The 26810-nt window shown below is 67.8% G+C and carries 24 protein-coding genes and 4 pseudogenes; 15 read left to right on the top strand and 13 right to left on the bottom strand.

Annotated elements, in window-relative coordinates; all coding sequences use genetic code 11:
- Positions 1 to 137: 137 nt before the first annotated feature.
- Entirely contained in the window at positions 138 to 980 is an 843-nt protein-coding gene (locus OHA88_RS41895; protein ID WP_328629446.1) for a DUF3626 domain-containing protein, read from the bottom strand.
- 428 nt (positions 981 to 1408) lie between these two features.
- Between OHA88_RS41895 and OHA88_RS41900 the strand changes: the two genes are divergently transcribed.
- Positions 1409 to 2080 carry a hypothetical protein gene (locus tag OHA88_RS41900; RefSeq protein ID WP_328629447.1) on the top strand — a complete coding sequence of 224 codons (672 nt, stop codon included), beginning with the start codon at positions 1409 to 1411 and terminating at the stop codon, positions 2078 to 2080.
- Positions 2081 to 2381: 301 nt separating this feature from the next.
- On the opposite strand, the gene OHA88_RS41905 is transcribed toward OHA88_RS41900, so the two are convergent.
- From OHA88_RS41905 to OHA88_RS41920, 3 genes and pseudogenes are all read right to left on the bottom strand, one after another.
- Positions 2382 to 3248: a GNAT family N-acetyltransferase gene (locus tag OHA88_RS41905; protein ID WP_328629936.1), complete on the bottom strand. Its 867-nt coding sequence runs from the start codon at positions 3246 to 3248 to the stop codon at positions 2382 to 2384.
- 174 nt (positions 3249 to 3422) lie between these two features.
- Positions 3423 to 4261: pseudogene (locus OHA88_RS41915) on the bottom strand (IS701 family transposase); the annotation flags it as partial.
- Between the two features lie 137 nt (positions 4262 to 4398).
- A complete protein-coding gene (locus OHA88_RS41920) occupies positions 4399 to 5361 on the bottom strand; it encodes an SDR family NAD(P)-dependent oxidoreductase (RefSeq protein WP_328629448.1) in 963 nt (320 codons plus the stop codon).
- Positions 5362 to 5456: 95 nt separating this feature from the next.
- Between OHA88_RS41920 and OHA88_RS41925 the strand changes: the two are divergent.
- Positions 5457 to 5573 (top strand): annotated as a pseudogene (locus OHA88_RS41925) (IS5/IS1182 family transposase); the annotation flags it as partial.
- Between the two features lie 146 nt (positions 5574 to 5719).
- On the opposite strand, the gene OHA88_RS41930 reads toward OHA88_RS41925, so the two are convergent.
- Positions 5720 to 6340: a hypothetical protein gene (locus tag OHA88_RS41930; RefSeq protein ID WP_328629449.1), complete on the bottom strand. Its 621-nt coding sequence runs from the start codon at positions 6338 to 6340 to the stop codon at positions 5720 to 5722.
- Positions 6341 to 6441: 101 nt separating this feature from the next.
- Here OHA88_RS41930 and OHA88_RS41935 point away from each other — a divergent pair.
- The 3 genes and pseudogenes from OHA88_RS41935 to OHA88_RS41945 all read left to right on the top strand — a co-directional run.
- A pseudogene (locus tag OHA88_RS41935) lies at positions 6442 to 6603 on the top strand (alpha/beta hydrolase); the annotation flags it as partial.
- A 55-nt stretch (positions 6604 to 6658) separates the two neighbouring features.
- Positions 6659 to 7149, top strand: a pseudogene (locus OHA88_RS41940) (TerD family protein); the annotation flags it as partial.
- Between the two features lie 150 nt (positions 7150 to 7299).
- Positions 7300 to 8448, top strand: coding sequence for an acyltransferase family protein (locus OHA88_RS41945; protein WP_328629450.1), 1149 nt, complete (start codon positions 7300 to 7302; stop codon positions 8446 to 8448).
- A gap of 14 nt (positions 8449 to 8462) precedes the next feature.
- Here OHA88_RS41945 and OHA88_RS41950 read toward each other — a convergent pair whose 3' ends face one another.
- Positions 8463 to 8636, bottom strand: a complete 174-nt coding sequence (locus OHA88_RS41950) for a hypothetical protein (RefSeq protein WP_328629451.1) — start codon at positions 8634 to 8636, stop codon at positions 8463 to 8465.
- A 1360-nt stretch (positions 8637 to 9996) separates the two neighbouring features.
- On the opposite strand from OHA88_RS41950, the gene OHA88_RS41955 reads away from it, so the two are divergent.
- Complete coding sequence (locus tag OHA88_RS41955) at positions 9997 to 10737, top strand: IPT/TIG domain-containing protein (protein ID WP_328629452.1); 741 nt, start codon at positions 9997 to 9999, stop codon at positions 10735 to 10737.
- 122 nt (positions 10738 to 10859) lie between these two features.
- The gene (locus OHA88_RS41960; RefSeq protein WP_328629453.1) at positions 10860 to 11873 is read left to right on the top strand and encodes an IPT/TIG domain-containing protein; all 1014 of its coding nucleotides are present in this window, start codon (positions 10860 to 10862) and stop codon (positions 11871 to 11873) included.
- 296 nt (positions 11874 to 12169) lie between these two features.
- Here OHA88_RS41960 and OHA88_RS41965 read toward each other — a convergent pair whose 3' ends face one another.
- Entirely contained in the window at positions 12170 to 13417 is a 1248-nt protein-coding gene (locus OHA88_RS41965) for a hypothetical protein (protein ID WP_328629454.1), read from the bottom strand.
- 282 nt (positions 13418 to 13699) lie between these two features.
- Entirely contained in the window at positions 13700 to 15151 is a 1452-nt protein-coding gene (locus tag OHA88_RS41975; RefSeq protein WP_328629455.1) for an FG-GAP-like repeat-containing protein, read from the bottom strand.
- Between the two features lie 294 nt (positions 15152 to 15445).
- Between OHA88_RS41975 and OHA88_RS41980 the strand changes: the two genes are divergently transcribed.
- Both OHA88_RS41980 and OHA88_RS41985 read left to right on the top strand, forming a co-directional pair.
- Positions 15446 to 15841 (top strand): GNAT family N-acetyltransferase, encoded by a 396-nt coding sequence (locus OHA88_RS41980; RefSeq protein ID WP_328629456.1) that lies wholly within the window; start codon positions 15446 to 15448, stop codon positions 15839 to 15841.
- 108 nt (positions 15842 to 15949) lie between these two features.
- Positions 15950 to 16384 (top strand): hypothetical protein, encoded by a 435-nt coding sequence (locus tag OHA88_RS41985; RefSeq protein ID WP_328629457.1) that lies wholly within the window; start codon positions 15950 to 15952, stop codon positions 16382 to 16384.
- A 341-nt stretch (positions 16385 to 16725) separates the two neighbouring features.
- Here the strand turns inward: OHA88_RS41985 and OHA88_RS41990 are convergent, their stop codons facing one another.
- The gene (locus OHA88_RS41990; protein WP_328629458.1) at positions 16726 to 17337 is read right to left on the bottom strand and encodes a dihydrofolate reductase family protein; all 612 of its coding nucleotides are present in this window, start codon (positions 17335 to 17337) and stop codon (positions 16726 to 16728) included.
- 579 nt (positions 17338 to 17916) lie between these two features.
- On the opposite strand from OHA88_RS41990, the gene OHA88_RS41995 reads away from it, so the two are divergent.
- Genes OHA88_RS41995 through OHA88_RS42005 form a run of 3 tightly spaced genes read left to right on the top strand, consistent with a single transcriptional unit; the run spans position 17917 to position 20353 of the window.
- Complete coding sequence (locus OHA88_RS41995; RefSeq protein WP_328629937.1) at positions 17917 to 18726, top strand: alpha/beta fold hydrolase; 810 nt, start codon at positions 17917 to 17919, stop codon at positions 18724 to 18726.
- Positions 18726 to 19997 (top strand): PP2C family protein-serine/threonine phosphatase, encoded by a 1272-nt coding sequence (locus OHA88_RS42000; protein WP_328629938.1) that lies wholly within the window; start codon positions 18726 to 18728, stop codon positions 19995 to 19997. Before OHA88_RS41995 ends, OHA88_RS42000 begins: the two co-directional genes overlap by 1 nt.
- Positions 19994 to 20353, top strand: a complete 360-nt coding sequence (locus OHA88_RS42005; RefSeq protein WP_328629459.1) for an STAS domain-containing protein — start codon at positions 19994 to 19996, stop codon at positions 20351 to 20353. Before OHA88_RS42000 ends, OHA88_RS42005 begins: the two co-directional genes overlap by 4 nt.
- A gap of 280 nt (positions 20354 to 20633) precedes the next feature.
- Here OHA88_RS42005 and OHA88_RS42010 read toward each other — a convergent pair whose 3' ends face one another.
- Entirely contained in the window at positions 20634 to 21548 is a 915-nt protein-coding gene (locus tag OHA88_RS42010) for a GNAT family N-acetyltransferase (protein WP_328629460.1), read from the bottom strand.
- 190 nt (positions 21549 to 21738) lie between these two features.
- Here OHA88_RS42010 and OHA88_RS42015 point away from each other — a divergent pair, with 190 nt between their 5' ends.
- Both OHA88_RS42015 and OHA88_RS42020 read left to right on the top strand, forming a co-directional pair.
- A complete protein-coding gene (locus OHA88_RS42015; protein ID WP_328629461.1) occupies positions 21739 to 22041 on the top strand; it encodes a hypothetical protein in 303 nt (100 codons plus the stop codon).
- 357 nt (positions 22042 to 22398) lie between these two features.
- Positions 22399 to 23565: an alanine--tRNA ligase-related protein gene (locus OHA88_RS42020; RefSeq protein WP_328629462.1), complete on the top strand. Its 1167-nt coding sequence runs from the start codon at positions 22399 to 22401 to the stop codon at positions 23563 to 23565.
- Positions 23566 to 24134: 569 nt separating this feature from the next.
- Here OHA88_RS42020 and OHA88_RS42025 read toward each other — a convergent pair.
- Complete coding sequence (locus OHA88_RS42025) at positions 24135 to 24491, bottom strand: DoxX family protein (RefSeq protein WP_328629463.1); 357 nt, start codon at positions 24489 to 24491, stop codon at positions 24135 to 24137.
- A gap of 158 nt (positions 24492 to 24649) precedes the next feature.
- On the opposite strand from OHA88_RS42025, the gene OHA88_RS42030 reads away from it, so the two are divergent.
- Positions 24650 to 25159: a hypothetical protein gene (locus OHA88_RS42030; protein WP_328629939.1), complete on the top strand. Its 510-nt coding sequence runs from the start codon at positions 24650 to 24652 to the stop codon at positions 25157 to 25159.
- A gap of 381 nt (positions 25160 to 25540) precedes the next feature.
- On the opposite strand, the gene OHA88_RS42035 is transcribed toward OHA88_RS42030, so the two are convergent.
- Positions 25541 to 26173 (bottom strand): amidohydrolase family protein, encoded by a 633-nt coding sequence (locus OHA88_RS42035; protein ID WP_328629940.1) that lies wholly within the window; start codon positions 26171 to 26173, stop codon positions 25541 to 25543.
- Between the two features lie 254 nt (positions 26174 to 26427).
- Positions 26428 to 26775 (bottom strand): PRC-barrel domain containing protein, encoded by a 348-nt coding sequence (locus OHA88_RS42040; RefSeq protein ID WP_328629464.1) that lies wholly within the window; start codon positions 26773 to 26775, stop codon positions 26428 to 26430.
- Positions 26776 to 26810: the final 35 nt, after the last annotated feature.

Here is a 26810-nt window from a genome sequence, read left to right on the forward strand (position 1 = left end):
AACAAGCGAGGCCTGACCCGGAACCTGGAGTGTCCCGGACGTCCCCGGCCCTTGACGTCGGTCTTGGGCGGCGCCGGCCGAGGACAGTTGGTCCAGCTGTCTCACGGCCCTCAGAGTCGCCGAATAGCTCCTTGTCGTCAGATGTCGCCCTTACCGAAGCGTGCCAGGCAGTGCCAAACCTTCTTGAGATCCTGGAGGGCGTAGAGGCCTGTCCGAGCAGCGTCGCCGATGATCCTCGGATCAAGCCGGCCATCAACGGCGATCTCGGTACCGAGGTCAACGTATTCCTGTCCGCGATAGCTCGGATGGTGTCGCAGTTCATCCACGCTGAGCCGAAAACCTGGATGCCATTCGATCGGGCAGGACAAGCGGCGAGCTGCGGATTCGATCGCTGTGCTTCGATAGCTGGGATCCAGCACCAGTGCCTCTACATCACGGTCGAACCGAACCGGACCGTGAATCTGTGCCTCGATATGACAGTCCAGGGCATCCAAATCCTCGGCCTCGGCCAGTTCGACGAGCGAGCAGTGGGCGGCGACACCAAAGGCGGAAGGCTCGGTGGAGCTGTCGGGGTAGCAGAACGTGGTGCGTGCAAGAGCCTCAGCGGTGAGCCGGAAATACGAGGAGCCGAACCGCGGCGCGCCGCCGATCGGATCACGACGGTAGTTCAACGCCCCGTACACGGGACGCTGGTCGGCCGCAGCGTCGTCGTATGCGCCGGCGAAGATATGACTCTCCCAGCGCCACCGATCCCCGCCGGGATGTGCGGTCAGACCGCCGTTGCTCGTACCTGTCACGAACTGCGAGCGATAGACACCGTCTTCCGCCATCTTGGCCAGGATGGGACGGTTCCCCGCTGGACGATCGGGATGAAAATGCATCGTCACCCGTAGGTCGTGAGCAAGTGGTTCTCCCCTGGACGAAGCCGCGACATATCGCAGAGCTCTCTCCTGAAGCGATACAGCAGTGTCAGCACGCATGCGTGGAGTGTTACGGACTGCAGGCGCCAACGCACCACAGTTTGAACGGCTCCAGCGCCTTGCGGGCCCATCGGCCCCCGCAGTAACTACGCACACCGAATAGTGCAGGGCTGGAACACCGCCTGTTCACCAGTACGGCACAACCAACACCGGCCGCCAAGTTGCCGCCTGCATCGGGGTCCTGGGCCCCCTGTCCTTGCTCGCTGCCTATCCGATCCGCGCCCGCCCGCGGATCGGGCGGAGCACGCCGTACTTGCTCCGCCGACGAGGCGAAAACGATCGCATCGCTCCTGGGAAGCCCGGGCTAGCACCGGGATTGGCCTCCAGGCCAGGCAGCGGCGACTGGACTGGGCCCGTTCGGTCCGGCCGCACGCGGGGGCTCGCGCGTGGGTCGCCCGATTGTCAGAGGGGTGCGATGGAATGGCCGCATGACCGCACACGATGTGGCCCGGGCTCTGCCGGGCATCGAGGACCTGCGTGACCACTGCCGTGGCCTCGCGATGCTGGACGCCGTGCTCAGCCCGGAGTGGGACGCGCGGTTCTACTCCTTCGACGCCCACTGGGACGAGGGCGAGCAACTGGCGTCGATGCGGGATGGAATGGGCGGTGAGTACGCGATCGTGTTCGCGGCCGCCGGGGCCTACGTCCGGGGCTTCGACCACGAGTCCCTCATGAGTCCGTGGGCCCGCATGGACGTCCCCACGGCGTGGCCGGGCGTCCTCGACGACGTGCCGGACGTTTTCCACCCGTACGTCACCGAGCCCGCGTTCTGCGACGAGGAGGGCGTCCCCACCGTCACCTGCTGCCTGTGGCGCCGGGCGGGCGACCTCGCCTGGCGGACCGGCGCCATCGTCTTTCCCGAGGAGGGCGACGGCGACCCGGACGGCGCGAACGGCCTCTTCGAACTCCTCGTCGACCGCTCCCCGGAGGCTTACGCGATGTGGGCGTCCGAGTATTACGAGAGACCCGTCGATGTCGAGGCCGTCCGCGCCGTGCTGGCCCGGCGCCAGCTGACGCCGGAGATCGTCGCCGTGCTCAACTCGGACGTCGAGCTCGCTGATCTGATCGAGGACATCTCGGAGGTCGGCTACCCAGCCTGAGGGCCCGACGCTCCTCCTCCGGCTCGCCCTCCCACAGAGCGCCCCACCGGGTTCCCTCCGCCCGGAAGCCGGCGTGAGGAGTTGAAACGTAGGCCTCCATCCACAGCAGACCGAGCTGCCCGACGGAGTACCCGGCGACGAGCCGCCTCGCCTCCGTCCCAGTCTGCGCTCGATCGCGGGCGGGCGAGCGACCTGACCCAACCGATCGCCCCCGAGTGAGTACACACCTGGCCAGGCGGGCCATCTACGACGCTCAGTCACAGCACTTGTAACTGAGGGCCGTAGATGGCCCGTGAGCGTCCTAGGCGTCCCGGTATTGGTCCCGGACCTCGGGGCGTTGCTGGAAGCCGGCTGATTTGTAGGTGGCGACGGCGCCGACATTGGAGCTCGGGGCGCAGACGATCGCGCTCGACGAGCCCAGCTCCTGGAGTGCGGCCGCCGCGCCAACGGTGACCGCCTCGCCGTAGCCGTGACGGCGATGTTCCCGGTGTACGCCCATCGGTTCGAGCAACCCGGGCCTACCCGGACCGGCCGACCACACCGTCACCGCCGCGACCGCGGTGCCCTGGTCGTCGTACGCGACCAGACACCGGGCGTCGGCGTACGGCAATCCGGCCGCCATCGCGTGCCAGCGCTCGTCCGTGAACCTCGACCCGTCGAACGCTGCCCGATGTACGGCGGCAAACACGTGCGCCTGCTCCGGCCCGACCGCCTCGATCCGCACGCCCGGGTCATTCACCCGGTCCGTGAGATTGCGGCGCAGCGGCGTCCACGGCTCGTCGGCGTTCCAGCCGTCCTCGAACAGCAGATCTTGGACCAGCGCACCCATCGGCGCCTCGATGTTCGCCTTCCCCTCGGGCAAAACGCCGCGCTCCGGCTCGGTCACGTCTTCAACCAACTGCTGCGCCAGCTCCTCGTCCCGATGAGCGTCCGGCGCGATCGTCAGCCGCAACAGTCCGGGACCGTCCAGCAGTCCGACGGCGAGAATCTGTCCTTCCCGGCTCCACGTCCTGACCGCCGCGGCGGTCGCTTCCGCACCTAAACGCCAGAACCAGCCCAGGTCCCCCGGATGCAACTGCATCGGCGCCCCGTCGTACTGCCACTCCCGCAGCACGCCCACAGCCTCGCTCAGCCCGTCGACTCCCGGCTTGCCTAACACAATCGCCATACACCCGATCACACACCACCGCACCGACAGTCCGCACCCGGTTCCGACCGGTCGGCCGGAACGGACACGTTCAACCAGCAGCCGCCGCCCGTGAACGGTCATCCGGGCATTCCGGTGGGACACGAAGGTCTCCGTGAGTGGTGTGGAGCCCAGTACGCCAGTTGTAGATCGTGATCATGGTTGAGCTGCTGCTTGTCGCAGGTAGTGGCTGTCACGGGCTCGGGCCTGGTGGCGTCGTCGCCAGTGGGACCAGCGGAGGCGGTGCGCTGCGGCGTGGGGGGGCCGCACGATCAGAGTGTTGAACAGGTGTGCGATCTCGTTGCTGGTCAACGGGATCAGTCCGTCTGGTGGGTGCCGGTGAGTGCGTCTGCGGTGGCGACGGCGAGGAAGGCGTGCGCGAGCATCGCGAGGGTGACCCATCGGTGCCACTACGTCCACCGGCGGACCTGGTGCTCGTCCAGTCCGGTCAGTCCCTTTCCCGACTGGAAGGTCTCCTCGACCGTCCACCTGCGCCCGACCACCCCTACGAGCGTGGACAGTGGCACGGCGGTGGATGAATAGCAGCGGCAGAAGACGAGTTCGCCTGTGCGCCGGTTTCGACGGACCAGGACCTGGTTGTGTCCGGGGCGGTCGTCGGCAATGTGGACCACGGCCCGGTCGTAGAAGCGGTGGCCGTTCGCCCCGGTCCCGGCCGAGAGCCTCTGCCAGGCCCGCCTGGGCATCTCCTTGACCAGGGCAGCCGCCCGCTCCTCGCTTCGTGGCGATCGGTGGTCGCAGGCGACGGCGAGGACGTAGCCGACCTCACGCTGTTCCAGCTCGGTGCGAAGAGTCGGGTTGCCCCCGTAGACCTCGTTGCCGGCCACCCAGCGCGCCGGGACGCCGGAGTCCAGGGTGCGGGCGATCATCTGTGCGGCTGGAGCGGGCTTGGTGGCGAAGCCAACATCGGCGGGGCTGCCGGCCGACGCGCACCGCTGGCGGTCCTCGGTCCAGGGGCGCGGGACGTACATCCTTCTCCTGGATGTCCTCACGCGGCAGTACCACCGCGGTGCGAACCCGGACTCGTAGAGCACCACCGGCCGCGTGGTCCGCGTTATCACCGTGTCCCCCGAATGGTGGACGCCGATTCGTATGGTGTGACCGGCCCGGGGGGCTAGGTTGCCGCCGCGAAAGCGTCGACGCCCGTGAGGTCGGCCGACAGCGCCCACAGGCGCGCGGCCTGCTCGGGGTCGGTCGCATGTGCGTGCACGCCGCCTTCCGAGCCGTCGCCGGCCGGCTCGGCTATGTCGCAGTCCTCGCAGTACACGCCGCCCATGCCTGCCAGCTGGGGGGAGGTCGCCGCCCATACCTGCGTCGCCGCGCCCTGCCCGGGCGTCTTGAAGGTGGGATCGGTCGGGTTGCCGTTCTCGTCGATCCAGCCCGCGTCGACCATCTCCGCCTTCGCGAGGTGGCGCTGCAGCGGGGTGAGGATGCTGCCCGGATGCAGCGCGAACGCTCGGACTCCGGCGTCGCGGCCGAGCGCATCGAGCTGCATGGCGAACAGCACGTTCGCCGTCTTCGCCTGCCCGTACGCCTGCCATCTGTCGTAGCCACGCTCGAACTGCACATCGTCCCAGCGCACGCTGGTGATGCCGTGGGCGCCGGAGGACACGGCGACCACGCGGGCGCCACCGCGGGCGATCGCCGGCCAGAGATGGTTGATCAGCGCGTAGTGGCCGAGGTGGTTCGTGGCGAACTGCGCCTCCCACCCCGGGCCGACCCGCGTCTCGGGGCAGGCCATGACCCCAGCGTTGTTGATCACGATGTCGACCTTGCGACCCGAGGCCAGGAACCGCTCGGCGAAACCGCGGACGCTTTCGAGGTCGGACAAGTCGAGGTCGTCGGTCTCGACGCCGTCGATGCCCTCGACCGCCTCCTGGGCGGCTGCCCGTCGCCGGGCGGGGACCACGACGCGCGCCCCGGCACCCGCCAGGGCGCGAGTTGTCTCCAGACCAAGTCCCGAGTAGCCACCGGTGACGATCGCGGTGCTGCCGGACAGGTCGATCCCGCTCAGGACGTCGTCCGCGGTGCTCCGGGCACCGAAGCCCGATCCGATTCTGTGCTGAGGTGTCGTCATGACGGAGACGCTAGATGCTGGACCGCGCTCTAGGTCAAGGGCCGGTGACGGCGAACGTCCGGGTCCAGCCGTTGCGTCTGTGCTGGATCACCATAATCACCGCCGGTGGCTATCCCGGTACCGGACTTGTCATGCCCCACAGGCGGCGCAAGAGCGAAGCTCTGCCCAGCTGGAAGGAATCCCACAACAAGTCCCACAAGCAGGTGCGCGCCTGAGTCGAGCAGGTGGCCTGGATCGCCGGCTGCCGACGTCTCCACCGACGCTACGAACGCAAAGCCGACCACTTCCTCGCCTTCACCGGCATCGCCTGCACTCTCATCTGCTGCCGCAGGCTCCTGCCTACCGGGAGCCGGAAGGCTCAGGCATTGGCCGCGCCGTAGTGCAGGGCGTCGCCTTGTGGAAGCAGGTATCCGATGTCTCGTGTCTGCGGCAACTGCCCTGCCAGCGTCGATGCGTCGGTGGAGCCGGAGACCTCGAAGCCGATCACCCCCAGGCTGAAGGAGGCGCTCTTGAAAGTCGCGGTCCCGATGGCAGCCAGCCAGTCGTCCATCACGTTGGACCTGAAGCACGGCTGACCGTCCCAGTACGCAATTCCCGCGTGGTCCAGCGCGCCCATGGGGACGTAAAAGTCCAGCCAGTCACCGCTTTCATCACCGCCGCGGATCGCCACGCAACCGCACACGACCAGTTGCCCCGTCGGCAGACGGACCTGACCGTGAAGGTGGCCGAACTCGGTCAGAGAGCCAACCGTGCACGGCACGGAATCCTGCTCCTCAGGCTCACGGTCTCTCTGCCCAAAGCACCCGTGGACGCCTGCGGCGGACCACAGAGCACTCAGGACGGCCTGAAGTTGGGCGTCATCACTCGATCCAACCTCTATAGCCAGCTCGTAGAAACCATCGGACCAGTTGGTCTGGTCCCGAAAGGCAGCAGGACTCGCCATCACGTGATCATGCGCCAGGGTCCAGTCCAGTGCCACCCGCATTCAAGTACGGGCAGGGCCAATTGAGATGACGTCTGACTGGGGCCTGCCCGGAGACGTGATCACGCGGCGGGGAAAGGGGTTGGACGGGATGATGCTCGGGCGAGGCCGGCCTCGCGCTGTTCGACGCCTCTGCCTCGAAGGAGAAGACGTTGCACGCCAACGCGGGCAAGCACTTCGACTTCCCCAGGTTCGAGGCCGACAGCGCGGTCCGGTTCCTCGCCCGGCACTTCGGCCGAGCGGCCACCTCGCCGGCCTGACGTGCGCGGTTGCGGCGCCCGGCTTGCCGGCCGGACGCCGCAACCGCGGCCCCGGGGCGGGCAAGCCGCCCCACGCAAGGGCTTCCTGGCCAAGCTGACCGGCACCCGCGAGATCGACCTCGACGCCTCCGCCGTTCTCTTCGCGGGCGGCCACCACGTCGACGTCGTCTTCTTCCAGCAGCTGACCTGTAAGGACGGATCCGTCCAGCACAGCGGCGACAATCCGGTGGGCGGCACCGGGCAGGACGACGAGTCGATCCTCGTCGACCTCCAGCGCGTGCCGGCGCAGGTGGACCGGATCGCCTTCACGGTGAACTCCTTCACCCGCCAGACCTTCGTGGAAGTCCAGAACGCGTACCGCCGTCTCATCGACGAGACCACCGGGCAGGAACTCGCCCGCTACACCCCTACCGGCGGCGGTCACCACACCGCGCAAGTCATGGCCAAGATCTACCGATCCGGAGGCGACAGATGGCCGCCCTGGGCGAACCCGCCGCAGGACGCACCTGCCAGGACCTGCTTCCCGCCATCACTCGTCACCTGTGATCCGCGCGAAGCTGTCACCGGTTCGGGCTTGCGCGGCCCGAGGCTGGTGATTACGGTGCCTCAGATGTTTCACAGCGACGCCACCCCCACATTTTTTGTAAGACGGCAGATGCTCTGCAAGGGTTCCATATGTTGTACGTGGGATCGCTCATGAGCGAAACGATGCGGCCCACACAGCAGCCGTCGACGTCACTGCGTCCCCAGCGGCAGGCCCCGGCAAAGGGCGCGGACAGCGGACGGGCCCCAGGGAAGGCGCCCGCCACACCACCCACGTCGGCGAAGAAGCGGGACGCGTTCTTCGACAACGCCAAGTACCTGGCGATCGTGCTGGTGGCGATGGGCCACGCGTGGGAGCCGCTGCGCGGGGACAGCCGGGCAGCGGCCGCGCTGTACATCACCGTCTACACCTTCCACATGCCGGCGTTCATCGTCATCTCCGGCTACTTCTCGCGCAGCTTCGACGCGAGCCCCGGCCGGATCAAACGCCTGGTGAACGGCGTCGCCGTTCCGTACGTGGTCTTCGAGGTCGCGTACACATTCTTCAAGCGGTGGGCGGGCGGCGACCCGTCGTATCCGATCAGTCTGCTGGACCCCTGGTATTTGACCTGGTTCCTGGCTGCGCTTGTCATCTGGCGGCTCACGACCCCGCTGTGGAAGGTCGTGCGCTGGCCGCTGCCGCTGGCGCTCGCCATCGCGGTGCTCGCGTCGGTCTCGCCCGACATCGGTGACGACCTCGACCTGCAGCGCGTCCTGCAATTCCTGCCCTTCTTCGTACTCGGTCTCTGCCTGCAGCCGGCCCACTTCCAGCTGGTACGCCGCCGCGAGGTCCGCCTGCTGGCCGTCCCCGTCTTCGCCGGCGCCCTGGCCGTCGCGTACTGGGCGGCCCCGCAGATGAACGCGGCCTGGTTCTACCGCCGCGACAGCGCCCAGGAACTGGCCGCGCCGGGCTGGACCGGCGCCGTCATGACGCTCGCCCTGTTCGGATGCTCGGTGATTCTGGTCGCCTGCTTCTTCGCCTGGGTACCCCGGCGCGAAGTGTGGTTCACCGCTCTCGGCGCCGGGACGCTGTACGGCTATCTGCTCCACGGCTTCCTCGCCAAGGGCTCCCGCTTCTGGCACTGGTACGACCAGGACTGGCTCCACCAGCCGTTCGGCCAGATCACCGCCACCCTCGTCGCCGCAACGGTCATCACCGCACTGTGCACCCCGCCCGTGCAGCGGATCTTCCGTCCCGCGATGGAACCCAAGATGGAGTGGGCCTTCAAACGGGACGCCACCGAGGTCCGGCGAACGAGGTGAGTGGTCCGGCGCGGCTACCGGTGGTCCACTTCGAACGCGTCACCGCGGACACACCGGCGGGCCGCCAGGCCGTCCTCGTACGAGAGCACCGAGAGCGAGTGGTGGGGCAGCTGGAGTACCAGGTCTGCCACCCGTGCCGGCTCGGCTACATAGACCGCATCTCCATCGTCGGCTGCCGGCAGGGGCACGGTCTGGGACGTGAAGCACTGCATACCGCCCTGGCGCCGTGCCCGGGCTATGCCTGGTCCACGTCCCGACAGTCCTCGGTGGGACGAAAGTTCTTCCTGGCCATGGCTGAGGAGACGGACATACCCTTCCCACCGCGTGCGGTGCGCTGCCCACACATGGTGTCCGCGACCTCACCAAGGGGCGGGACACGAACCAGCGACGGACAGTGACCGGGGAACATTGATCCGGCCACACCCGTTAACCCCGTCCGCGCGGTTTCAGGGGCATCAGCGTGCGCCTGGGAGCGGGCAACGGAGCACGGTCGTTGCACTTCACCTCGCCAGAGCGAGTGCCTTCATAAAGTCTGAACGAGCGTGGGGGTCAAGCTCGTTGGACCGCCCCACGATGTTCCACCACATCTCAGGGCTTCCTCCACTTCCACCGGGTCAAAGTCCAGAAGGCCCGCGGCGGCTTCCTCCGGCGTGAGCGGATCGTCCGGGCGCCGGTGAGCAAACTACCGCATTCCCGGACCTCCCGGCGCGGACGGCGCCGGCCTTCGCCGCCACGACGGAGCCGGGGATTGTCGATGAATTCCTTCGCGACTCCTGAACGCCTCGCGCTCGTACCGGCCCGGGTTCCGGCGGCCGTCGCCCACCTCGCGCGCACGCGACAGATCATGCACGTTCGAGGCGGCCGAAAATCGATTGATCACCCCGCATGGTGCGCCTTCCGCACGGAAGACGGTCATGCCCGAATCGGAATTGACCGGCCGACCGGACGGTCTGACTGCAACTTTGCACAACGCGCTTTATGCAGAGCTCGCTTGAGGGAATTCCGGCGGAGTTTCGGGCGAAGGTCGGCTCCGCATCCGAGTCAACCGGCCAGGAGCGGAGTGCGGTTCTCTGCCGGACCGAAATCGCGAGAGCATCTCTCCACACCCCTCGACTTTGCAGATTCGTTCGATATTAGCGAACGAGAGCGAGACGGAAATCGGCAATTATTAGGATCCCGTCATGAGGGGGTTGTGCCCAGGCTGGCGCAGATGGGTCAATAGACGTAGCTGAGCCGCACTGTAGGCCCACTCCCACGACTGGGCCGGCGGCGGTGCAGCACGTTCGAACGGCCAGGCCCCGCCGACGGCGGTGTCATTCCCCTTCCCCCAACCTACTCCTTGACGCCCCGCGTTCAGGGGCACGCATTCGAATCCGGTCGACAGCCGTCGGCTCCATGGAATTCGAGCGCATGCAGGGAGCACCCGGTTTCTCCTGTGTACCGCCAATTCCAGTGCGGTGCACGCGTTGCTGACGAGTAACGACACATGACCCACCGGGCAGAGCAACACCTCGTCCCAACCATCGGTTTGCCTTCTAGGAGGTCACCATGCCCATTTCTCCGAACCAGGGAACCACCGGCGGTGGCACAACCGTCACCATTACCGGGACCAACCTCGCCGGGGCCACTGCCGTGAAGTTCGGAAGCAAGCCGGCCGCAATCACCGCCAACACCCCGACTTCCGTGACCGTGACCTCCCCCTCGGGCAGCGGTACGGTCCCCGTCACGGTGACCACGGCCGCAGGCACGAGCAACCCGCTCAACTTCTACTACATCGGCGCGCCGTTCAAGGCTTCGCTGAGTGCTGCTTCCGGGCCCTCCGCCGGCGGCAACACCGTCACCATCAGCGGCACCGGTCTCGCAACCGCATCGTCCGTCGCCTTCGGAGGCAACAACGCAACCCCGACCATCACCTCCGACAGCCTGCTGAGCGTCACCGTTCCTGCCGGCACCAGCGGTTCGGTCGGCGTGAGCGTCACCACCGCGGGCGGTACGAACAACGGGTTCTCCTACACCTACGTGGATGTACCCGCGATCACCTCGCTGACGCCGACGTCAGGTTCGACTTCCGGCGGCACCGCGGTCACGATCACCGGAACCGACCTGTCGACCACCGAGTCGGTCACCTTCGACGGCGTAGCCGCGCCGTTCGTGGTGATCAACAGCACCACGGTGTCAGTGTTCACACCGCCCGGCAGCGCGGGCGCGGTCGATGTCGTCGTCAGCACAACCGGCGGGAGCGCCACCGCAGCCGCCGGGTTCACCTACGTGGCGGGCCCCGGTATCTGATCGACGCTCTCTTCCCGGCACATGCCGGGCGAGCAGGCGGCCCGGGCACCCCGGAAGGCGCCCGGGCCGTCACCGTGCCCCACCCCTATGGCCGTATCCGCCCACCGCTGCGAAGAGGCACCATGACGACACCTGCCCTGACGGGCCTTTCTCCCAATCAAGGACCCACCGCGGGCGGCACCACGGTGACACTCACCGGGACCAACCTCGGCGACGTGACAGCTGTCCGCTTCGGCACCACAGCAACCGCGTTCACGCTCGTGTCCTCCACACAGATCACCGCCACCGCCCCTCCCGGATCCGAGGGATCCGTCCAGGTCACCGTCATCAGCCCGGGCGGCACCAGCGGAGGGGTTGCCTACTACTACGTCGCGCTGCCGACCTTGACAGCTGTGTCTCCCGGTCAAGGACCCATGGCGGGCGGCACCGCTGTGACACTCACCGGAACCAACCTCAGCCAAGCGACGACAGTCCGCTTCGGCACCGCAACGGCTGCGTTCTCGGTCCTGTCCACCACGCAGATCAACTCCGTCACCCCATCGACCCCTGCCGGATTCCCGGGACCTGCTCAGGTCACCGTCACCAGCCCCGGCGGCACCAGCGGAGGCGTTGCCTACTACTACGTCGCGCTGCCGACCCTGACAGCCGTGTCTCCTGGTCAAGGACCCACCGCAGGCGGCACCGCTGTGACACTCACCGGAACCAACTTGCTCAACGCCACGACTGTCCGTTTCGGTGCCACGGCAGCAGCATTCTCGGTCGTGTCGGCCACGCAGATCACTGCCACCTCCCCTCCCGGATCCACGGGGTTCGCCCAGATCACGGTCATCACCCCAGGCGGCACCGGCGGAGGGGTGGCCTTCCAATACGTCGCGCTGCCCACCCTGACGGACCTGTCTCCCGATCAAGGACCACCCACGGGCGGCACCACGGTGACACTCACCGGAACCAACCTCGGCGACGTGACAGCTGTCCGCTTCGGTACCACAGCAGCTGCGTTCACGACCGTGTCCGCCACGCAGATCACCGCCACCGCCCCCACCGGATCGGCTGGAGCCGTCCAGGTCACCGTCACCAGCCCCGGCGGCACCAGCGCGGGACTGACCTACACCCGGATCGCGCTCCCCGGCATCTGAGCGGCCGCCGGCGTCTGCTGAGTCCCGGGACATGACCGCGAGGGGACGCGTCGACGACGGCGGCGTCAGAGCAGCGGTGGCCGGGTGGCCTCCCGGCTGCGTCCCCTCGCATACGGGCACACCGCGCTGCAGGTGCAGACGGACGAGGCTTTCGTGCTGGTGACTGAACATCGCGCCGGCCCGAGAGCCTCGTCCGTCAGGCACTACCGACCACCACCTGCTCGGTGGTGAACGTGAGGTTTCGGTGGCTCTCTCGTTTCCGAGCTCCGCGGGATGCTTCCACGAGGAACCAGAAGTCAGCCGCCGCGCTTCAGGCGTACGACGACGGGGGCGCCGAAGGGGTCGCCGGACTGGTTGACCTGGACGTGTCCGGCGCCCAGCCACTCGTCGGTGCCGGGCACCCGATGGATCTCCTTGAGCCACAGCGACTGGTTCGACCCCTTGCGGGCACCGGTCGTCAGGGGCAGGCGGTGGCGCTTGATCTTCACGCACCGGCCGTCATCGGTCAGGTACCAGTTGCCGTCGAGGAACAGGCCCTCGTCGTCCTGATCCACCGGGGTCCGCAGAGCGCACCCACCGGGTGCGGGCTCCTGTTCGACCCACTTGGAGCCGTCCCAGCGCAGCCGGATGAACTCGTCCGCGGGTTCGTTCTCGACCTCGCCGTGGTTGAAGGAGTTGTTGCCGTACGCGCGCACCTCACCGCTGTCCAGCGCGAAGACCTGGCCGAGCCCGGCGCTGGGCTCCGGCGGGATCGGCTCCTCGAAGCGGGCCTGCGGAGTCTCCACCGACTTCCAGGACGTGCCGTCCCAGTGCATCGAGACGGGCTGGCTGTACCGCTCGCCGTAACCCAGCTCGGTGCCCGGCCCGGTCGAGCGGCTGCCGACCGCCCAGACGTCGTCCGGTCCCACCACCGCGAGGTCGGAGGTGCCGTACGGCAGCCGGGTCGTGTTCCAACGGGTGCCGTCCCAGTGCACTGCGGTCTGCTCGCCGTTGAGGGCCCAGATGTCGTCCGGGCCCGCGGCCTCGAAGTCCCCGACATTGCCCGGCGGGGGGTTCGGCACCGCGGACCAGCGGGTGCCGTCCCACCTCGCCCAGGGGGTCACGCCGGCGCCCACTTCATAGGTCTGGGGCCGCAGCCACAGGACTTCCTCGCCGACCTCTTCGAGCACGGGCGGGTAGTCGGTGGTGCCGAGAGCTTCGGGAACGGGCTCGCGCTTCCACTGCGTACCGTCGTAGTGCAGCAAGTGAGCGTTGGCCTTGCCGTTGTTCTCGGTCCCGACCGCCCAGATGTCGTCCTCGGCCAGAACGGCGACATCGGTGAGGTCTCCGCTGAAGTCCGCGATGTGCTCGAACTCCCAAGTGAGGGAGCTCGCCGGGGCTTTTGGCGGGGCGTCCTTGCCGCCGGCGTCTGCCGTGTCGGCGGAGCCCGTGGTCCGGGAGCCCGTCAGCTCGTCGTCCGTGCCGCACCCCGCAGCCGTGAGCACAGTGGCCAGCACGGCGAAGGCCACTATGCCTCTCTGCGTGATTCCCGAAGCTCTGCGCATGATTGCACCCCCTTGTTGCTCCTCCTCGGAGCGGTTTTCAGCGAGCGGGCAGCGTACCCGTGGTCATAGTCGTAGCCCTTGACGGCATGCAGCTTCGTAGGCCGTCGGCGGCGTGACTCCGTGGACGAGCGGTTGCAGGCCGACGCCTGCCATAAGAACGACCCCTTCAGGGATCTGCCAGGCGTTCTTCAGGGTTCCCGGGGTCCTCCGGCGTGCGCCGCCACGGTTCGCGGCAGGGCCGTCGGTGAACCTCGGCCGGCCTTCGGACGGATTCGGTGGCCGTCACTGGCTGCTGAGGTACCTGCCGTATGCGAGCGCGCTCGACGGGGAGGGCAGACCCAGCTTGGCGGGTGTGAAGGCGGAGGAGCCGTTGACGCTCGCCCGGGGCAGCAGCCACACGCCGCCTGAGCCCGCGTTCTCACCCGGGGAGCCGACCGCCACGTCCGCCCTGCCGTCGTGGTTGTAGTCGCCGGTCGCGACGGCGGCACCAAAGGCGTCGGCGGTTTCCGCGACGCCCGGCACGCGCGGGGTGTCCTGCTGGAACCCGACGGAGTGGCCCTCGCCCCACGCGTCGACGAGGCCGGTCGGGCCGCCGAACAGAAGGGTTGCGGCGCCCGCGCCCGAGCGGGTGCCGATCGCCTCACCGGGGGCGCCGGCTATCAGGTCGTCCCGGCCGTCGTTGTTGATGTCGGCGACGGCGAGAGCGGCGCCGAAGCGGTCACCGGCCTCCGCGACGCCCGCCACGCCGACCGTGTCCTGGTTGAGGGTCTGCCGGCGGAACCCGAAGCTGCCGGGTGTGGCGTTGCCGTAGTGGACGTGGATGCCGCCGCCCTTGGCGATCTCCTCGGGGCCGCACGGGTCGTCCACGTTCTCGTCGGCGATCTCCCGGCACTCGCCGAGGGCCAGGTCGTCGTGGCCGTCGCCGTCGAAGTCGCCTGCGGCGAGGGCAGAGACTCCGGCGTTGTCGGTGTTCCAGGTGTTGGCCATGGACTGCTCGGTTGCGTCCCAGGCCCACAGGCGTACGTGCGACTGGGTGAACGGGGTGTTCGTCCAGTACCCGACGGCCAGGTCCGCTGTGCCGTCCTCGGTGAAGTCGCCGCTGGTGAGGATGGGGGCGCGGCCGCCCATCGGGGCGGTGAGGACGGTGGTGTAGATGCCGTCGGCGGTGCGCAGGACGACCTTGTCCTTGCCACCGATCACAATGTCCCTGCTGCCGTCGCCGGTCAGGTCGGCCGAGGCGACCGCCAGGCCGAAGGCCGCCGATGCGGACGGGCCGTTGAGGACCACGGAGCCCGGGCCCGGACCGCCCTTGGCGCCGCCCACCGCGGTGACCGAGCCGGCGTCCGTGCCGCGGCCGGTGACATCCTCGCCGGGGGCGCCGACGAGGAGTTCCGCGACGCCGTCCCCGCTGGTGTCAACCAGTGCCACGGAGGCGCCGAAGCGGTCGCCCGTCTCGGGGGTGCCGGGGACCTCGGCGGTGGCCTGGCTGATGCGGATGCTGCCGTGGGCGCCGATTCCCTTCGGGCCGCCCCAGACGATGTTGACGTAGCCGGCTCTCGCCTTGCCGCCGACCGCGCCGTCCGGTACTCCGACGGCGAGGTCGGCGTACCCGTCGGCGTTGAAGTCGCTGGCGGTCTGCGGGGGAGCGGCGGCCGAGGCCGGGAGGGTCAGCCCGGCGGTGGCCGCAGCGACGACGGTGGCTGCTGTGGCGTACGTCCGTATCCGTGTGCGCACGGGGGCTCCAAGAGTGTCCGAGGTGTGGAATTCACCTGTGGGACATCCGGAGGGCGCCGAGGGTTGTGCTGGTGCGGGACATTACGTGCCTGGCGCAGGTCGTGCTCGGGCGGTCGGCCGATGTCCGGGCCCCTGCCTCTCGGGCTTGACGAATCTGATTCCACAGAAGGATCAAGATGTTCAAGCGCCAGATGTTCGGCGCGCAGGCTATCGACGACTCCCCGAGCGGATTCTCCTCGCCCCGCAATCGATGCCCGTCAGTACCGGACTGGGTACGGACATTAGGATCGGGACGTGACGATCAAGTACGAGTGGCGGGGTGACTTCGACAACGCGTCTCTCAACGCGCTGCACGCCGACGGCTTCGGTACCCCGGTCGCTCAGACCGACTGGCGAGCACGACTTGAGGATCACAGCCTCGGCTGGGTCTGCGCGTGGGAAGACGGCGCTCTGAGCGGCTTCGTCAACGTTGTTTGGGACGGCGGAGCTCACGCCTTCATCCTGGATACGGTGGTCGCCCGGCATCGCCGGTCGCGAGGGATTGGCGCTGCGCTTGTCGCGGTTGCGGCCAAGGAAGCCCGTGCCGCGAAGTGCGAGTGGCTTCACGTCGACTTCGAAGAACATCTGCGTTCGTTCTATTTCGATGCCTGTGACTTCAGGGAGACGCCGGCTGGGCTGATCGCCCTCTGACGCCATGGGCCCCCTCCAGTGCCTGTCCGCATCGAGCCGGGCGTCAGCTTGGACTTGTCCGGGCGATCACAGTGGAGGTCGGTCGGGGCAGTCAGGCATCATGCCGTGGTGAGTATCGTGGTCAAGTTCTTCGTGGCACCGGATGACACGTCAGCGGCTCTGGCGCTTCACACCGGGCCGGTACGCGCATTCGAGTCCCACTCGTTCGGCAACTTCGATCCTGAGTTGGCCGTGGTCGAGTGGGAATGCCTCCTTGCCGACAGCAGCTTCGAGGAACTTGTCCAAGCCGGCGAGCCACGAATCGTTGCTGGTCAGGATGATGGTGGGTGCGTCGTGTTCGCGATCTCGCCTCGTCTGCTCACCGCCCTCGCCGGGGCCGAGCGGTCCCGGTTGCGTGAAGTCGCCGCATCGTGGGTCAAACAGCGTTCGGAGGACGGCGAGGTAATCGAGGCTGAGATCGCCGATGAGATCGTGAGTGAACTGGCTGCCCTCGTCAGGAGTGCCAGAAGCCAGAGCCAAGGCGTCTACTGCTGGGTCGCGTAGTGATCACGAGCGTCCGCGCTGACTCGTCGTTCGCCGCAATCCTGCACGCGCCTTCGGCGGCGGATGTAGCCCCCGGCCCTCGTCACTGTCCCACCCAGACGGTTGCCTGGGTCCATCGCACTGGTTGGTCACTCATACGTTCTATGTTCGACCATGAGGGCCTACGCTCGCCAGGGCTCGGCGTTTGAAGTGAGCTTCACGGTTGGCATTCTTGAGGATCTGGTCGGCAGTTTTGGTCCACACGAACGGATGTGCACGGTCGTGTCATCAGTGATCGCCAGTCGAGGTACGGGAGTTCGACCGGTGATCACTTCCGGCGGTGTCGATTTTGCGCCAAGGGCCTACGCGTCGGCCCCGTAGGTCCCGTACTCCGGAAGCCCCGTTGCTTCGAAGGTGTGCACCGAGAGGCCGCCCGGTGTCGCCTGATGGCTGACGAGCCGCAGCCCGGCCGGTGCTCCGCCGTCCGGGAACAGGCGTCGTCCTTGGCCCACCACGACCGGGGCGATGACGAGCCGCAATGTGTCGATCAGCCCGGCGGCCAGCAGGGACTGGGCCAGCTGAGCGCTGCCGTGGATCTGCAGTTCCCGGCCGGGCTGCCGCTTCAACTCGGCGACTTGGGCGGGGATGTCGCCGGACAGGATCGAGGTCGGGTTCCACTCGGCATTGGTCAAGCTGTGGGAGGCCACGTACTTCGGCAGGCCGTTCAAGATGCCGGCGAAGGGATGGTCGGTCATCTTCGGCCAGTCCCGCGCGAAGTTCTGGTAGGTACGGCGGCCGAACAGGAATGCGTCCGCCTCGCCGAGCCAGGTGCCGACGAGCCGGTCGAACTCCTCGTCCAGGTGCGGCACGAACCAGCCACCCCGCGTGAACCCGTCGCTGGTGTCCTCGTCCGGGGACCCCGGCCCCTGGGAGACACCGTCGAGCGTCAGGAACTCCTGCACAACCAGCTTCATCGCGCACCACTCTCTCTTCGACCTCGAGGCCGACTCAGCCGCTTCGGCGGGGGGAGACGCGACCGTCCCCACTTCTTGGACGCCGTGGCGCGCAGAAACTCATCGGTCCGAACGGTGATGTCCGTGCCGGCCTGCGCGAGTCCCCGCGGCTCCGTAAACAGACTTGCAGGTCGGATGGCCGGTGAGGAGCGCATATGGCCTGTCCTTCAGCCAGAAGAGGGATTCGGGCCCATGGACGCGGGTGCGTAGGAACGCCACGATCGTTGCTGCGCCCCGAGGGCTGGAGAAATGCAGCAGCGCGGATGTGACCCGCGTCCTGCGTCTTGTCATCTTGGCCCTTGACCTCGGCGCCCGTTCTGATGATCATCGGCTGCACCGGGCAGCTGCACGACCGTTTCCGCCGCATTGTCGGAGGCGTCCGAGGCCCCGCCGCGCCGGAAAGCAGCCTGCCGGGTCACGTGCAGCATCTCGCCGATGGCTGCCCAGCTCAGGCCTGCGGTTGCGGGCCTGGTGTACGAGGGCGCGCTGGATGTCGTTGACGACGATGCATGGTGGTTTCGGTCTGCCAGGATGTGCCGCATGGATGTACGGAGCAGGAACCATGTGACGGTGACCGGGCGGTCCGGGGCGCCGGTGGTGATGCTGGCGCACGGGTTCGGGTGCGACCAGAACATGTGGCGCCTGGTAGTGCCGGCACTCGAGCGCGATTTCACCGTGGTCCTCTTCGACCACGTGGGCGCGGGGCGTTCGGACCTGTCGGCGTGGAGCCAGGAGCGCTATGCGACGCTCGACGGGTACGTCGACGATGTGCTGGAGATTTGCCACGAGTTGGCGCTCGGCCCGGTGATCTTCGTGGGGCATTCGGTGAGCGCAATGATGGGCGTGCTGGCCGCCGCGCGAGAGCCGGAGACGTTCGCCGGGCTGGTGCTGCTCGCCCCGTCACCGTGCTTCATCGACGATCCGGCCACCGGCTACCGGGGCGGGTTCAGTGCCGCGGACATCAATGAGCTGCTGGAATCGCTGGAGGCGAACTATCTGGGATGGTCGGGTGCGATGGCGCCGGTCATCATGGGCAACCCGGACCGGCCGGAGCTGGGGGAGGAGCTGACCAACAGTTTCTGCCGTACCGATCCGGACATCGCACGCATCTTTGCGCGGGTGACGTTCCTGTCCGACAACCGTGCGGACCTTGCCCAGGTGGGTGTTCCCACACTGGTCGCTCAGTGCTCCAGTGACGCAATCGCGCCGCCGGAGGTGGGCGCGTTCGTCCACGCGCAGATACCCGGCAGTCGGCTCGTCACGTTGAACGCGACAGGGCACTGTCCCCAGCTTGCCGCGCCGGAGGAGACCGCTGCGGCGATCACCGCGTTCGTGGGAACCGTCAGATGATGGGCAAGGCCGGCGATGAGGAAGAGGGCCGGGGCCTGGAAGGGGACAGGAAGCCGGTTGGCGCGGAGGCGCAATTCTCCGCGCTGCTGGAGGACAGTGCCGAGGACCTGTACGAGCACGCCCCGTGCGGCTACCTGTCCACCCTGCTGGACGGCCAGATCGCCAAGGTCAACACCACATTGCTGGACTGGCTCGGCTACGAGCGCGGTGATCTGGTGGGTCGCAGGCACTTCTCCGACCTGCTGAGCGTCGGCGGGCGGCTCTATCACGAGACGCATTACGCGCCGCTGCTGCGCATGCAGGGTGAGATCAGCGGCATCGCCCTGGAGCTCAAGGCCGCCGACGGCTCCCGTCTTCCGGTCCTGGTCACCTCGACGGTGAAGACGGGCAGCGACGGGCAGCCGTTGCTGATCCGCACCACCGTCTTCGACGCCCGTGACCGCCGCGCCTACGAAACCGAGCTGCTGCGCGCCCGCCAGGAAGCCGAGCGGGAACGCGAACATCTCAAGCGCCTGAACGCCACCCTGCAGAAGACTCTGCTGCCGCCGGCCCTGGCGAACGTGCCTGGTTTGAACGTCGCCGCGCACTATCACATCGCTTCCGCCGATGAGGTCGGCGGCGACTTCTACGATCTCTTCCCGCTGGCCGCCGGCACCTGGGGGTTGTTCCTGGGGGACGTGTGCGGCAAAGGTGCCGCCGCCGCGGCCGTCACCTCCCTCGCCCGCTACACGCTGCGTGCCGCCGCCGTCTACGACCCGGACCCCGCAGCTGTGCTCGGCAACCTCAACACTGTCTTGAACCACGAGTACAGCGGGACCGACCCCCGGTTCTGCACCGTGATCTTCGGCCTGCTCACCCCCTACGGCGAGCAGGGCGGTTTCCGCGTCACCCTGGCCAGCGGCGGACATCCCTCCGCCCTGCTGATGCGTGCCGACGGAACCGCCGACTACCTGCCCACCCCCGGCGGCCAGCTCATCGGCGTCCTGCCCGACGCTCACATCGCCACCACCACCATCCGCCTGAACCCCGGCGACACCCTTCTGCTGCACACCGACGGCCTCACCGAAGCCCACACCGCGAGCACCGGAGCCACCGACCGCTACGGCGACGAAGCCCTCCTCGACTTCGCCCGCACCCTCGCACCCACCACCGCCACGGACACGATCGTCGCGATCCGCGACCTGCTCGACACCTTCGGCACCGGCGTGGACGACGACACCGCCGTCCTGGCCATCAACGTGCCCCGACCGACCAGTGAAGAGCAGCAGTGACCCAGCGACTGACCCTCCACACCCGCGCCACTCCCGCCGGACCTGTCATGGAACTGGTCGGGGAACTGGACCGACACACCGCCTCCGACGTCCGCACCGCGCTACTGGAGCTCGACCTGCGAGCGGGGCAACAGCTCGTCCTCGATCTCGGGCGCCTCACCTTCTGCGACTCCACCGGGATCACTGTCCTGCTGGCCGCCCGCAACCACGCCCTGGCCGCGAAGGCGGCCATCGTCCTGGCGGCGGTCCCCGACCGCGTCAGCCGCATCTTCCGCATCGTGGGCCTGGAACAGGTTTTCCCCACGCACACCACCGCCCAGGCCGCCGAAGCCGCCTGGCGGCCGACACCGAGCTGACTGACTCCGCGCACCCAACGGCCCCCTCCCAGCCCAGGAGCGACGAGACCCGCTGAGCAACGGCCCTACTTGCTGCGCGACGCCAAAGCCCGGTCCAAAGACTGCCTGAGGCCCCCTCAAAGTTGCTGGGGAAGCGCACATGCAGCTCGGGGAGGATGAAGGAACGGCGCCGTGAGCGTGGGGGTTCGGCCAGTCGAAGCCTGAGCTCGGAGATGCGGAGGCCACGCGGATGCAGGTCAGGTAGCGGGTCGGCGGCTCCGTCGTGCTGTGGTGATTCGCGTCAGGCCGCGGAGCGGGGAAGGTCAATTGAACGGCTTTCCTCTATGACTTGGTAGCCGGCGCTCGTGTACAGGTTCATTGCCACCTCGTTACCGCCCCACACGGTGAACATCAGCGCCGAGTCGCCGGCTGCGAGCGTTGCCCGTTCGCCGGCTGCCATCGCGGCCCGACCGTACCCTTTGCCGCGGTGCTGCTCCTGGATGTGCAGCGAGTAGCCGTAGGTGACCCCCGGGAGGTATCCGTGCTTCAACCAGCCGGTGCCGATCTGCTCGCCCGCCGCCTCGAGCATCAGGAACGTGTTGTCCGGCGTCGCCAGGCCCTCGGGAATCAGCTTCGCGAAGTCGCGGTCGGACTTGCGTACGGCCTCCTCGGGGCCAAGGGCACCCGCCCGGACGATGTCGCCGACGTAGGCGACCTTCTCGGAGGCGAGCCACTCGGGATATTCGGCCTGTGTCATCGGCCGTGCGGTGACGCCATCGAGTGATTCCGGCGGGGAACTGACGCGCCGCGCCCTGAGCTGGCCGAGGACGGAGTAACCGTCGAACAGCTCGCCGGCGGGCTCGGTGAGCCGTATGTCCACCCGGTGTGCGTCGCGCTCAGCGCACCATCCCTCGGCCCAGTCCCGGGCGTCCTGCTCGTGCCCCCGCCCGGTGTGGAGCGCGTCGACGCGGAGGTCGCCGATACGGCCCGCGAGCGCGCCGTTGTCGTCAGCCACGACCACGGCGACGTATCCCACTCGGGTCCCGGCATCCGCTATCTCAGCGACGGTCCAGTCGCCGACGCTGGCGCGTACCTCATCGAGCATGCGCTCCGCCGCGGCCGCACCGAGCCCGGCCGCCGTGTACGAGCCGCGTAGCCGCCGCTCGAAGTCCATCTGCCACTCAGTGCTGTTGCCGAGGATGCTGAATTCTGTCACCTGATCACACTAGCCACGTTGTCATGAACCTGTACGGGTGATCTCGCGTCGATACGCTTCCGGGACTTGCGTACTTCCCACAGTGCTACCCGCAACTGGCTGACCCTTGGCCTCGACCGTCGGCCGTTCGGATCCGTCGATATCAAGCCGGGTGGACCCAACGAGGCTCCTGACCGACCAAGATGAGCGCATGCCCAGCGAACCCCTGCAGATCCCGCTCGATCAACTCCGGCGTGCCTTCGAGCTGGCGCTGCGGCACATTGAAGCTTCAGCGGGCAGTACGGTGACACTCGAACACGACTACTTCTGGTCTGTTCCGGGAGATGAACTGTACGACGTCCACAACGAGCCGACAGCGATCACGATCGGGCGGCTCTCGGAGTCGTGGCAGCACCTTGAGGGCCTGCTCGCCCACGAGGACCGAGCCGTGGGCCACCACCTGGTCCGGCTTGCCGACGTCATCCGGGCGATCGGCCAGGACGCTGACTGCTAGCCACTACGACAACATGTGACTGAGCGCTTCATTTGGCATCTCTGATGCCTCGTAGAAGTGGTGAGACGCCCCGGCCGCTCTGTCTCACGGGACAGTCGCGTGGGATGTTCTGGCGGAAAATTCGAATGCTTCGGTGGGCAGGACCGCGTTATGGTCATCCGCATGAACGTCACCGGCCTCAACATCATCGCGACCGCGCGAGCGACCAGCTCGCCGGTTGCCGCCGCCTGACCTTCCCCTCCCCCCGGCGACCGGAAACGGTCCGTCGGTAGTGCCGTGGCGCCCCTGGCCCCGGCCGGACGACTGAACGGTCCCGTTCTCCGGTGCCTCCCCGCTGTGACGCGAAGGAGTCAACCCATGAAGACAGAACAGCTGGTCAGTAGGTTCATCGAGTACTTCGAAGAGCGCGCCCATCGCCGGATCGTCGGCTCGACGCTGCTGCCACCGCCCGGTGACCCCGTGCTGTTCACCACCTCCGGCATGCACCCGCTCACTCCATACCTGGAGGGCCGCTCCCATCCGCTGGGCAGGCGGCTGGTCAACGTGCAGCGGTGTCTGCGCACCACGGACCTGGAGGAGGTCGGCGACGCCACTCACCTGACAGTCTTCGAGATGCTCGGTACCTGGTCGCTGGGCGACTACGAAGGCCCGCTCAGTCTCGACTGGGGATACGGGTTGCTCACCGAGGGACTGGGTATCGATCCTGGCCTGCTGCATGCCACCGTCCATGCCGGTGACAGTCAGACCGGGCCCGACACCGCTTCCCTTCAGCTGTGGCAGGACCGCGGTGTCCCCGTTGAACTCACCGTGGAGGACAACTGGTGGTCCAACGGACCTGTCGGACCGTGTGGTCCTGACTCGGAGATCTTCCTGTGGAGCGGTGACTGCCCACCCCGGTCAACCCCCACCCGCGACGACCGCTGGGTGGAGGTGTGGAACCACGTGATGATGACCCACCGACGGCTCGACGACGGTTCCCTCGTACCTCTACCCCAGCGCAATGTCGACACCGGACTCGGCCTGGAGCGGCTGTCCTCACTGCTCCAGGGCAAGTCGTCCGTGTTCGAGTGCGACGTCTTCGACCCTTGGCGCCGCCTCGTGCCGCCCCTGTGGCCCCTGGAGGAGCCCTCACTTCGTCTGGTCTGCGACCACCTGCGCTCGGCCGTCGTGGTGCTCGGCGACGGCGTGCGCCCGGCCAACACCGGACGGGGCTACGTGCTGCGCCGCCTGGTACGGCGGGTGCTGACCGTGCTCTGGCGGGACGAGCCCTCACTTGGTGTCGAAGACCTGCCGGAAGAACTGGTCCAGCACACCCTGGACCACTTCCGGCAGGACATGCGCCCAGGCGACGTACTACGGATGTTGCTCGAGGAGGAGCGCCGGTTCCGTCGGCTCCTGGAGCGGGGTCGGCAAGTGCTCGCCCGACCCCGGTTCCAAGGCCGGCTGACCGAGGAGGACTTCCACTACCTCCACGACACCCATGGTCTGCCACGTGAGCTGGTCATGAGCCTGCGGCAGGAGTGAGGCCTGCGGGGGCGACGCGCCGCGTGGGCAACGACGACCGACGGCCGTGCCTTCGCAGCAGACGGCTCCGGCTGCAGCATTCCTCTGGAGGACCGAGGCCATCGCCGGTGGTGGCGCGTCGGTTGTCCCCGAGCTGGAGATGGAGCGGGCACTCGAGCGGCACGACCGCATGCGACCGATCAGAGTCCGTTGCTCCGTTCAGTCGGGGCAGCAGTTCAGTCGTTCCTTCGCTGGTCGGTCAGGCCGCCCGAACAAGGACCTCGCGGAGCTCCGGTGCGTCGATGACTGCTGCCGAACAGCGCGACAAGCGCGCGTGTCGGGTTGTGATCAATCTGCGGGGCTTCCCTTCGCGGCGGGAACTGATCCGGTGCATCGTTTTGCGTGATGAGGATCCAACTGGCAGATACAGATTCGGAATTGGCCAATCTGTATCTGCCGATCGGTGAGTCCGGCCCGTGCCCCGTACGGCTCCGACAGCAGTTCGAGGGCGTGATCCGGCGGGCCAGAGGGGCAGGGAGGACGGCGACGGCCGCCGTGGTGACGGGCGCGGATCTTCTGGGCCCCGCGGGTCACCAGAGGCCGTGGTGGACCAGGCCCAGAGCCAGGGCGGCCGCCGCGGTGGAGAGAAACACTATGCCGCCTACGATGTTGCGGGAGCCCACCCGCAGGTGGGCGATGATTGCGCCGATGAAGTACAGCACGAGGCCGGAGGCGGCGAGGGTCCCCAGGAACGGCACGGCGAGCCCGGCCAGCAGCCCCACGGTGCCCGCTGCCAGCAGCATGCCCAGCACCGGTACCCATTTGCGGGGGATGCCCTTCATGTCCGCCTGGGTCTTGGGGTATTCGTGGCCGATCAGGTAGGTGACGGCGGCGGCACCGTTGAAGACCGCGCCGAGGATGGTGACCGTGACGTAGGCGGCGAACACGATTTCTCCGTTTCTGTGGGGAATTGAGTTGCTGGGCACTCCGTCGTGGGATGCCGTTCTCCTGATGACGAGCCAGCGACTCGATTTGTGACATCGGTTGGCAGCCGGGCGTGCCAGTGGTCTCGAACGCCATCCAGGAAGGCGCGCAGGACCTCAGCGTGCTCCGTGCGGCGGCAGAGGATGCAGTCGACGGCACGCACGAGGATATGCGGTACTTCTTGGAGCAGGGTCAGTACGAGATAACCGCCCTGGCCTGCTGGAGGTGCGCGCGACAACCGGCGAAACCCGCCCGGGCCGGCGCGGGGAGAGATGTGGAAATGGAGACGCCGGCGGAAGAGGCTGTCACTGATGCGGTTCGCGGTGAGGGCAGCGGGACGATCCGTGTGTACGTAGCCGCCTGCGCGGAACTCATGCCGCCATTGTTCATGGGCCTTGCAGGGGCGGCGCGGCCGGACGGGAAGCCGACCTGGACTGCTACGCGGAGTCTGTACGCGACCTCTGGCATGCCGACCGTCCGCGTTTCCGCGCCCAGGAGCAGCGGATCCAGTCCCTCTCGGCGTCCGGTGACGACGCAGGGCCGTGGGAGTCGAGCGTCGAGGCGGGGCGGGAATGGTTCCGTGCCGTGTTGGGCCGTATCACGGGCTGACGGCAGATCACCCCGAAACTGACTGGTGCCTGCCGACCACGGTACGAGTGAGGTGAGCGCCGTACTTGACCACACGTGCCAAGTACGGTGCTCAGTCACATCCCCTGCGGCTGAGCACGCTGATTGGCCTTACGTTCCTGGGACGGGAGGGGCAAGCCGTTCGTGAGGTTGGGCCGCCAAGGGGCGCTGGGTGCGGCTTTCACCTTGCTGCCATCCGTGGCTGCCGTGGCTTGGCCGCTCGGCGCCCCACGAGGACGAGGCCGCCACATTGCTTACGAGCAGCAGCATGCTGTGGTCTGCACCTGGCGGGCAGACACTTGACGTGGCGGGACTGAGCGTCCGACCTGTTGGCAAGAAGTGCGGCTGGTTCGCGCGTGCTGGGCCATGCCGTGCACGGGGCCGGTCACGGCCCGGACAGGCCGAGCAGGTCTGCCGCATTGGTGTCGAGGATCATCGAGACCCCCTCCGGGGCGAGCCCTGAGTCAGCAATGTAGTCCACGGCCCGCAGGAAGACCTCTCCGTCCTCGTACGGAAAATCCGTTCCGAGTACGAGGCGGTCCGCCCCGAATGATGCCGCGGCGGCGACGAGCGCCGGCGAATGCACGTGGCTGACAGTGTCGAACCACAGGCGGCCGACGGCGACCGATGGCAGCTCGGGCGTCTCAGGGGACTCGAACGCCAGATGGTCGTCAAGCCGGCGCGGCAACAATGGCAGCGCCCCGCCCAGGTGCGAGGCCAGGATGCGCATCCGCAGATGGCGCACGGGGATGCCCGCGAGGATCAGGTGCATGACCGCCACCGTGTCCTCGACCGGTGCCCCGACCATCCATGTCATGCTGTGCCCGGTGATCAGCGGGCTGGCGGCCCCTTCGCCGGCCGGGTGGACATACAGGACGGCACCGCGCCGATCGAGCTCCTCGTAGAGAGGGGGGCGAAAGGCGGATCGGCGAGTGTGCGGCCGAGTACGGTCGTGGTCACGCCGATACCGACCGCACCGAGGTCGTCCAGGGCGTGGACGACCTCGCGCAGGCGCCATGACTGGCCACGGCGCCCAAGCCTTGAGCAATCGGATACGGCTGAGCACGCCGCTTGAGCAGCGTGACAGGCGAAGCGCTGGTCGTTCGCTCCGTGATTCCGAGGGCGGCAGGGCCACGGTGTCGGCGCCCTCGCCGGAGCCGAACGAACCCGCCCGCCGGTGTTCCGTTCTCCCGGCCCCGGTCCGCCGCGGATATGCCGGGGTGGGCCAGGAAATCCCTGGCCCACCCCGGCCTTGCGCTTCAGGGGCTCGTGTCAGAGGCGAGGGGCGTCGTAATATTCACCGACCGCTTCGTGATAGCCCGGGTCGCCGAGGTGCTTGTCCTTGTCGAACTCGGGTGAGTCCTTGATCTCGGCCTTGGTGCGCGAGACATGGATCTTCTTCTCCGAGGCGTCGATGAGGGTGATGGTTCCGGCAGGCAGCAGTACGTGCTTACCGAAGATCCAGACGCCGGTGTCGACCACGATGCAGGAGGAGCCAACCTCATCGGAGTGCTTGTCGACCTTGCCGATGCTTCCGTCGGTCGCCTCGACCTTGTAACCGGTCAAGTTCGTGCCGGCGGTGTAGCCCGTGGTCGGCCGGTATCCCCAGATGTCGCTCATGCGTAGCTCCTTCATTGCGTGCAGGTTGAGAGAAA

The sequence above is a fragment of the Streptomyces sp. NBC_00353 genome, assembly GCF_036108815.1.
Lineage (GTDB): Bacteria > Actinomycetota > Actinomycetes > Streptomycetales > Streptomycetaceae > Streptomyces.

Bases quoted from the DNA above. Each gene is read 5' to 3' on its own strand.
- OHA88_RS41895 (WP_328629446.1), bottom strand. From the start codon at position 980: ATGCGTGCTGACACTGCTGTATCGCTTCAGGAGAGAGCTCTGCGATAT.
- OHA88_RS41900 (WP_328629447.1), top strand. From the start codon at position 1,409: ATGACCGCACACGATGTGGCCCGGGCTCTGCCGGGCATCGAGGACCTG.
- OHA88_RS41905 (WP_328629936.1), bottom strand. From the start codon at position 3,248: ATGGCGATTGTGTTAGGCAAGCCGGGAGTCGACGGGCTGAGCGAGGCT.
- OHA88_RS41920 (WP_328629448.1), bottom strand. From the start codon at position 5,361: ATGACGACACCTCAGCACAGAATCGGATCGGGCTTCGGTGCCCGGAGC.
- OHA88_RS41945 (WP_328629450.1), top strand. From the start codon at position 7,300: ATGAGCGAAACGATGCGGCCCACACAGCAGCCGTCGACGTCACTGCGT.
- OHA88_RS41955 (WP_328629452.1), top strand. From the start codon at position 9,997: ATGCCCATTTCTCCGAACCAGGGAACCACCGGCGGTGGCACAACCGTC.
- OHA88_RS41960 (WP_328629453.1), top strand. From the start codon at position 10,860: ATGACGACACCTGCCCTGACGGGCCTTTCTCCCAATCAAGGACCCACC.
- OHA88_RS41965 (WP_328629454.1), bottom strand. From the start codon at position 13,417: ATGCGCAGAGCTTCGGGAATCACGCAGAGAGGCATAGTGGCCTTCGCC.
- OHA88_RS41990 (WP_328629458.1), bottom strand. From the start codon at position 17,337: ATGAAGCTGGTTGTGCAGGAGTTCCTGACGCTCGACGGTGTCTCCCAG.
- OHA88_RS41995 (WP_328629937.1), top strand. From the start codon at position 17,917: ATGGATGTACGGAGCAGGAACCATGTGACGGTGACCGGGCGGTCCGGG.
- OHA88_RS42000 (WP_328629938.1), top strand. From the start codon at position 18,726: ATGGGCAAGGCCGGCGATGAGGAAGAGGGCCGGGGCCTGGAAGGGGAC.
- OHA88_RS42015 (WP_328629461.1), top strand. From the start codon at position 21,739: ATGCCCAGCGAACCCCTGCAGATCCCGCTCGATCAACTCCGGCGTGCC.
- OHA88_RS42020 (WP_328629462.1), top strand. From the start codon at position 22,399: ATGAAGACAGAACAGCTGGTCAGTAGGTTCATCGAGTACTTCGAAGAG.
- OHA88_RS42035 (WP_328629940.1), bottom strand. From the start codon at position 26,173: ATGGCGCCTGCGCGAGGTCGTCCACGCCCTGGACGACCTCGGTGCGGT.
- OHA88_RS42040 (WP_328629464.1), bottom strand. From the start codon at position 26,775: ATGAGCGACATCTGGGGATACCGGCCGACCACGGGCTACACCGCCGGC.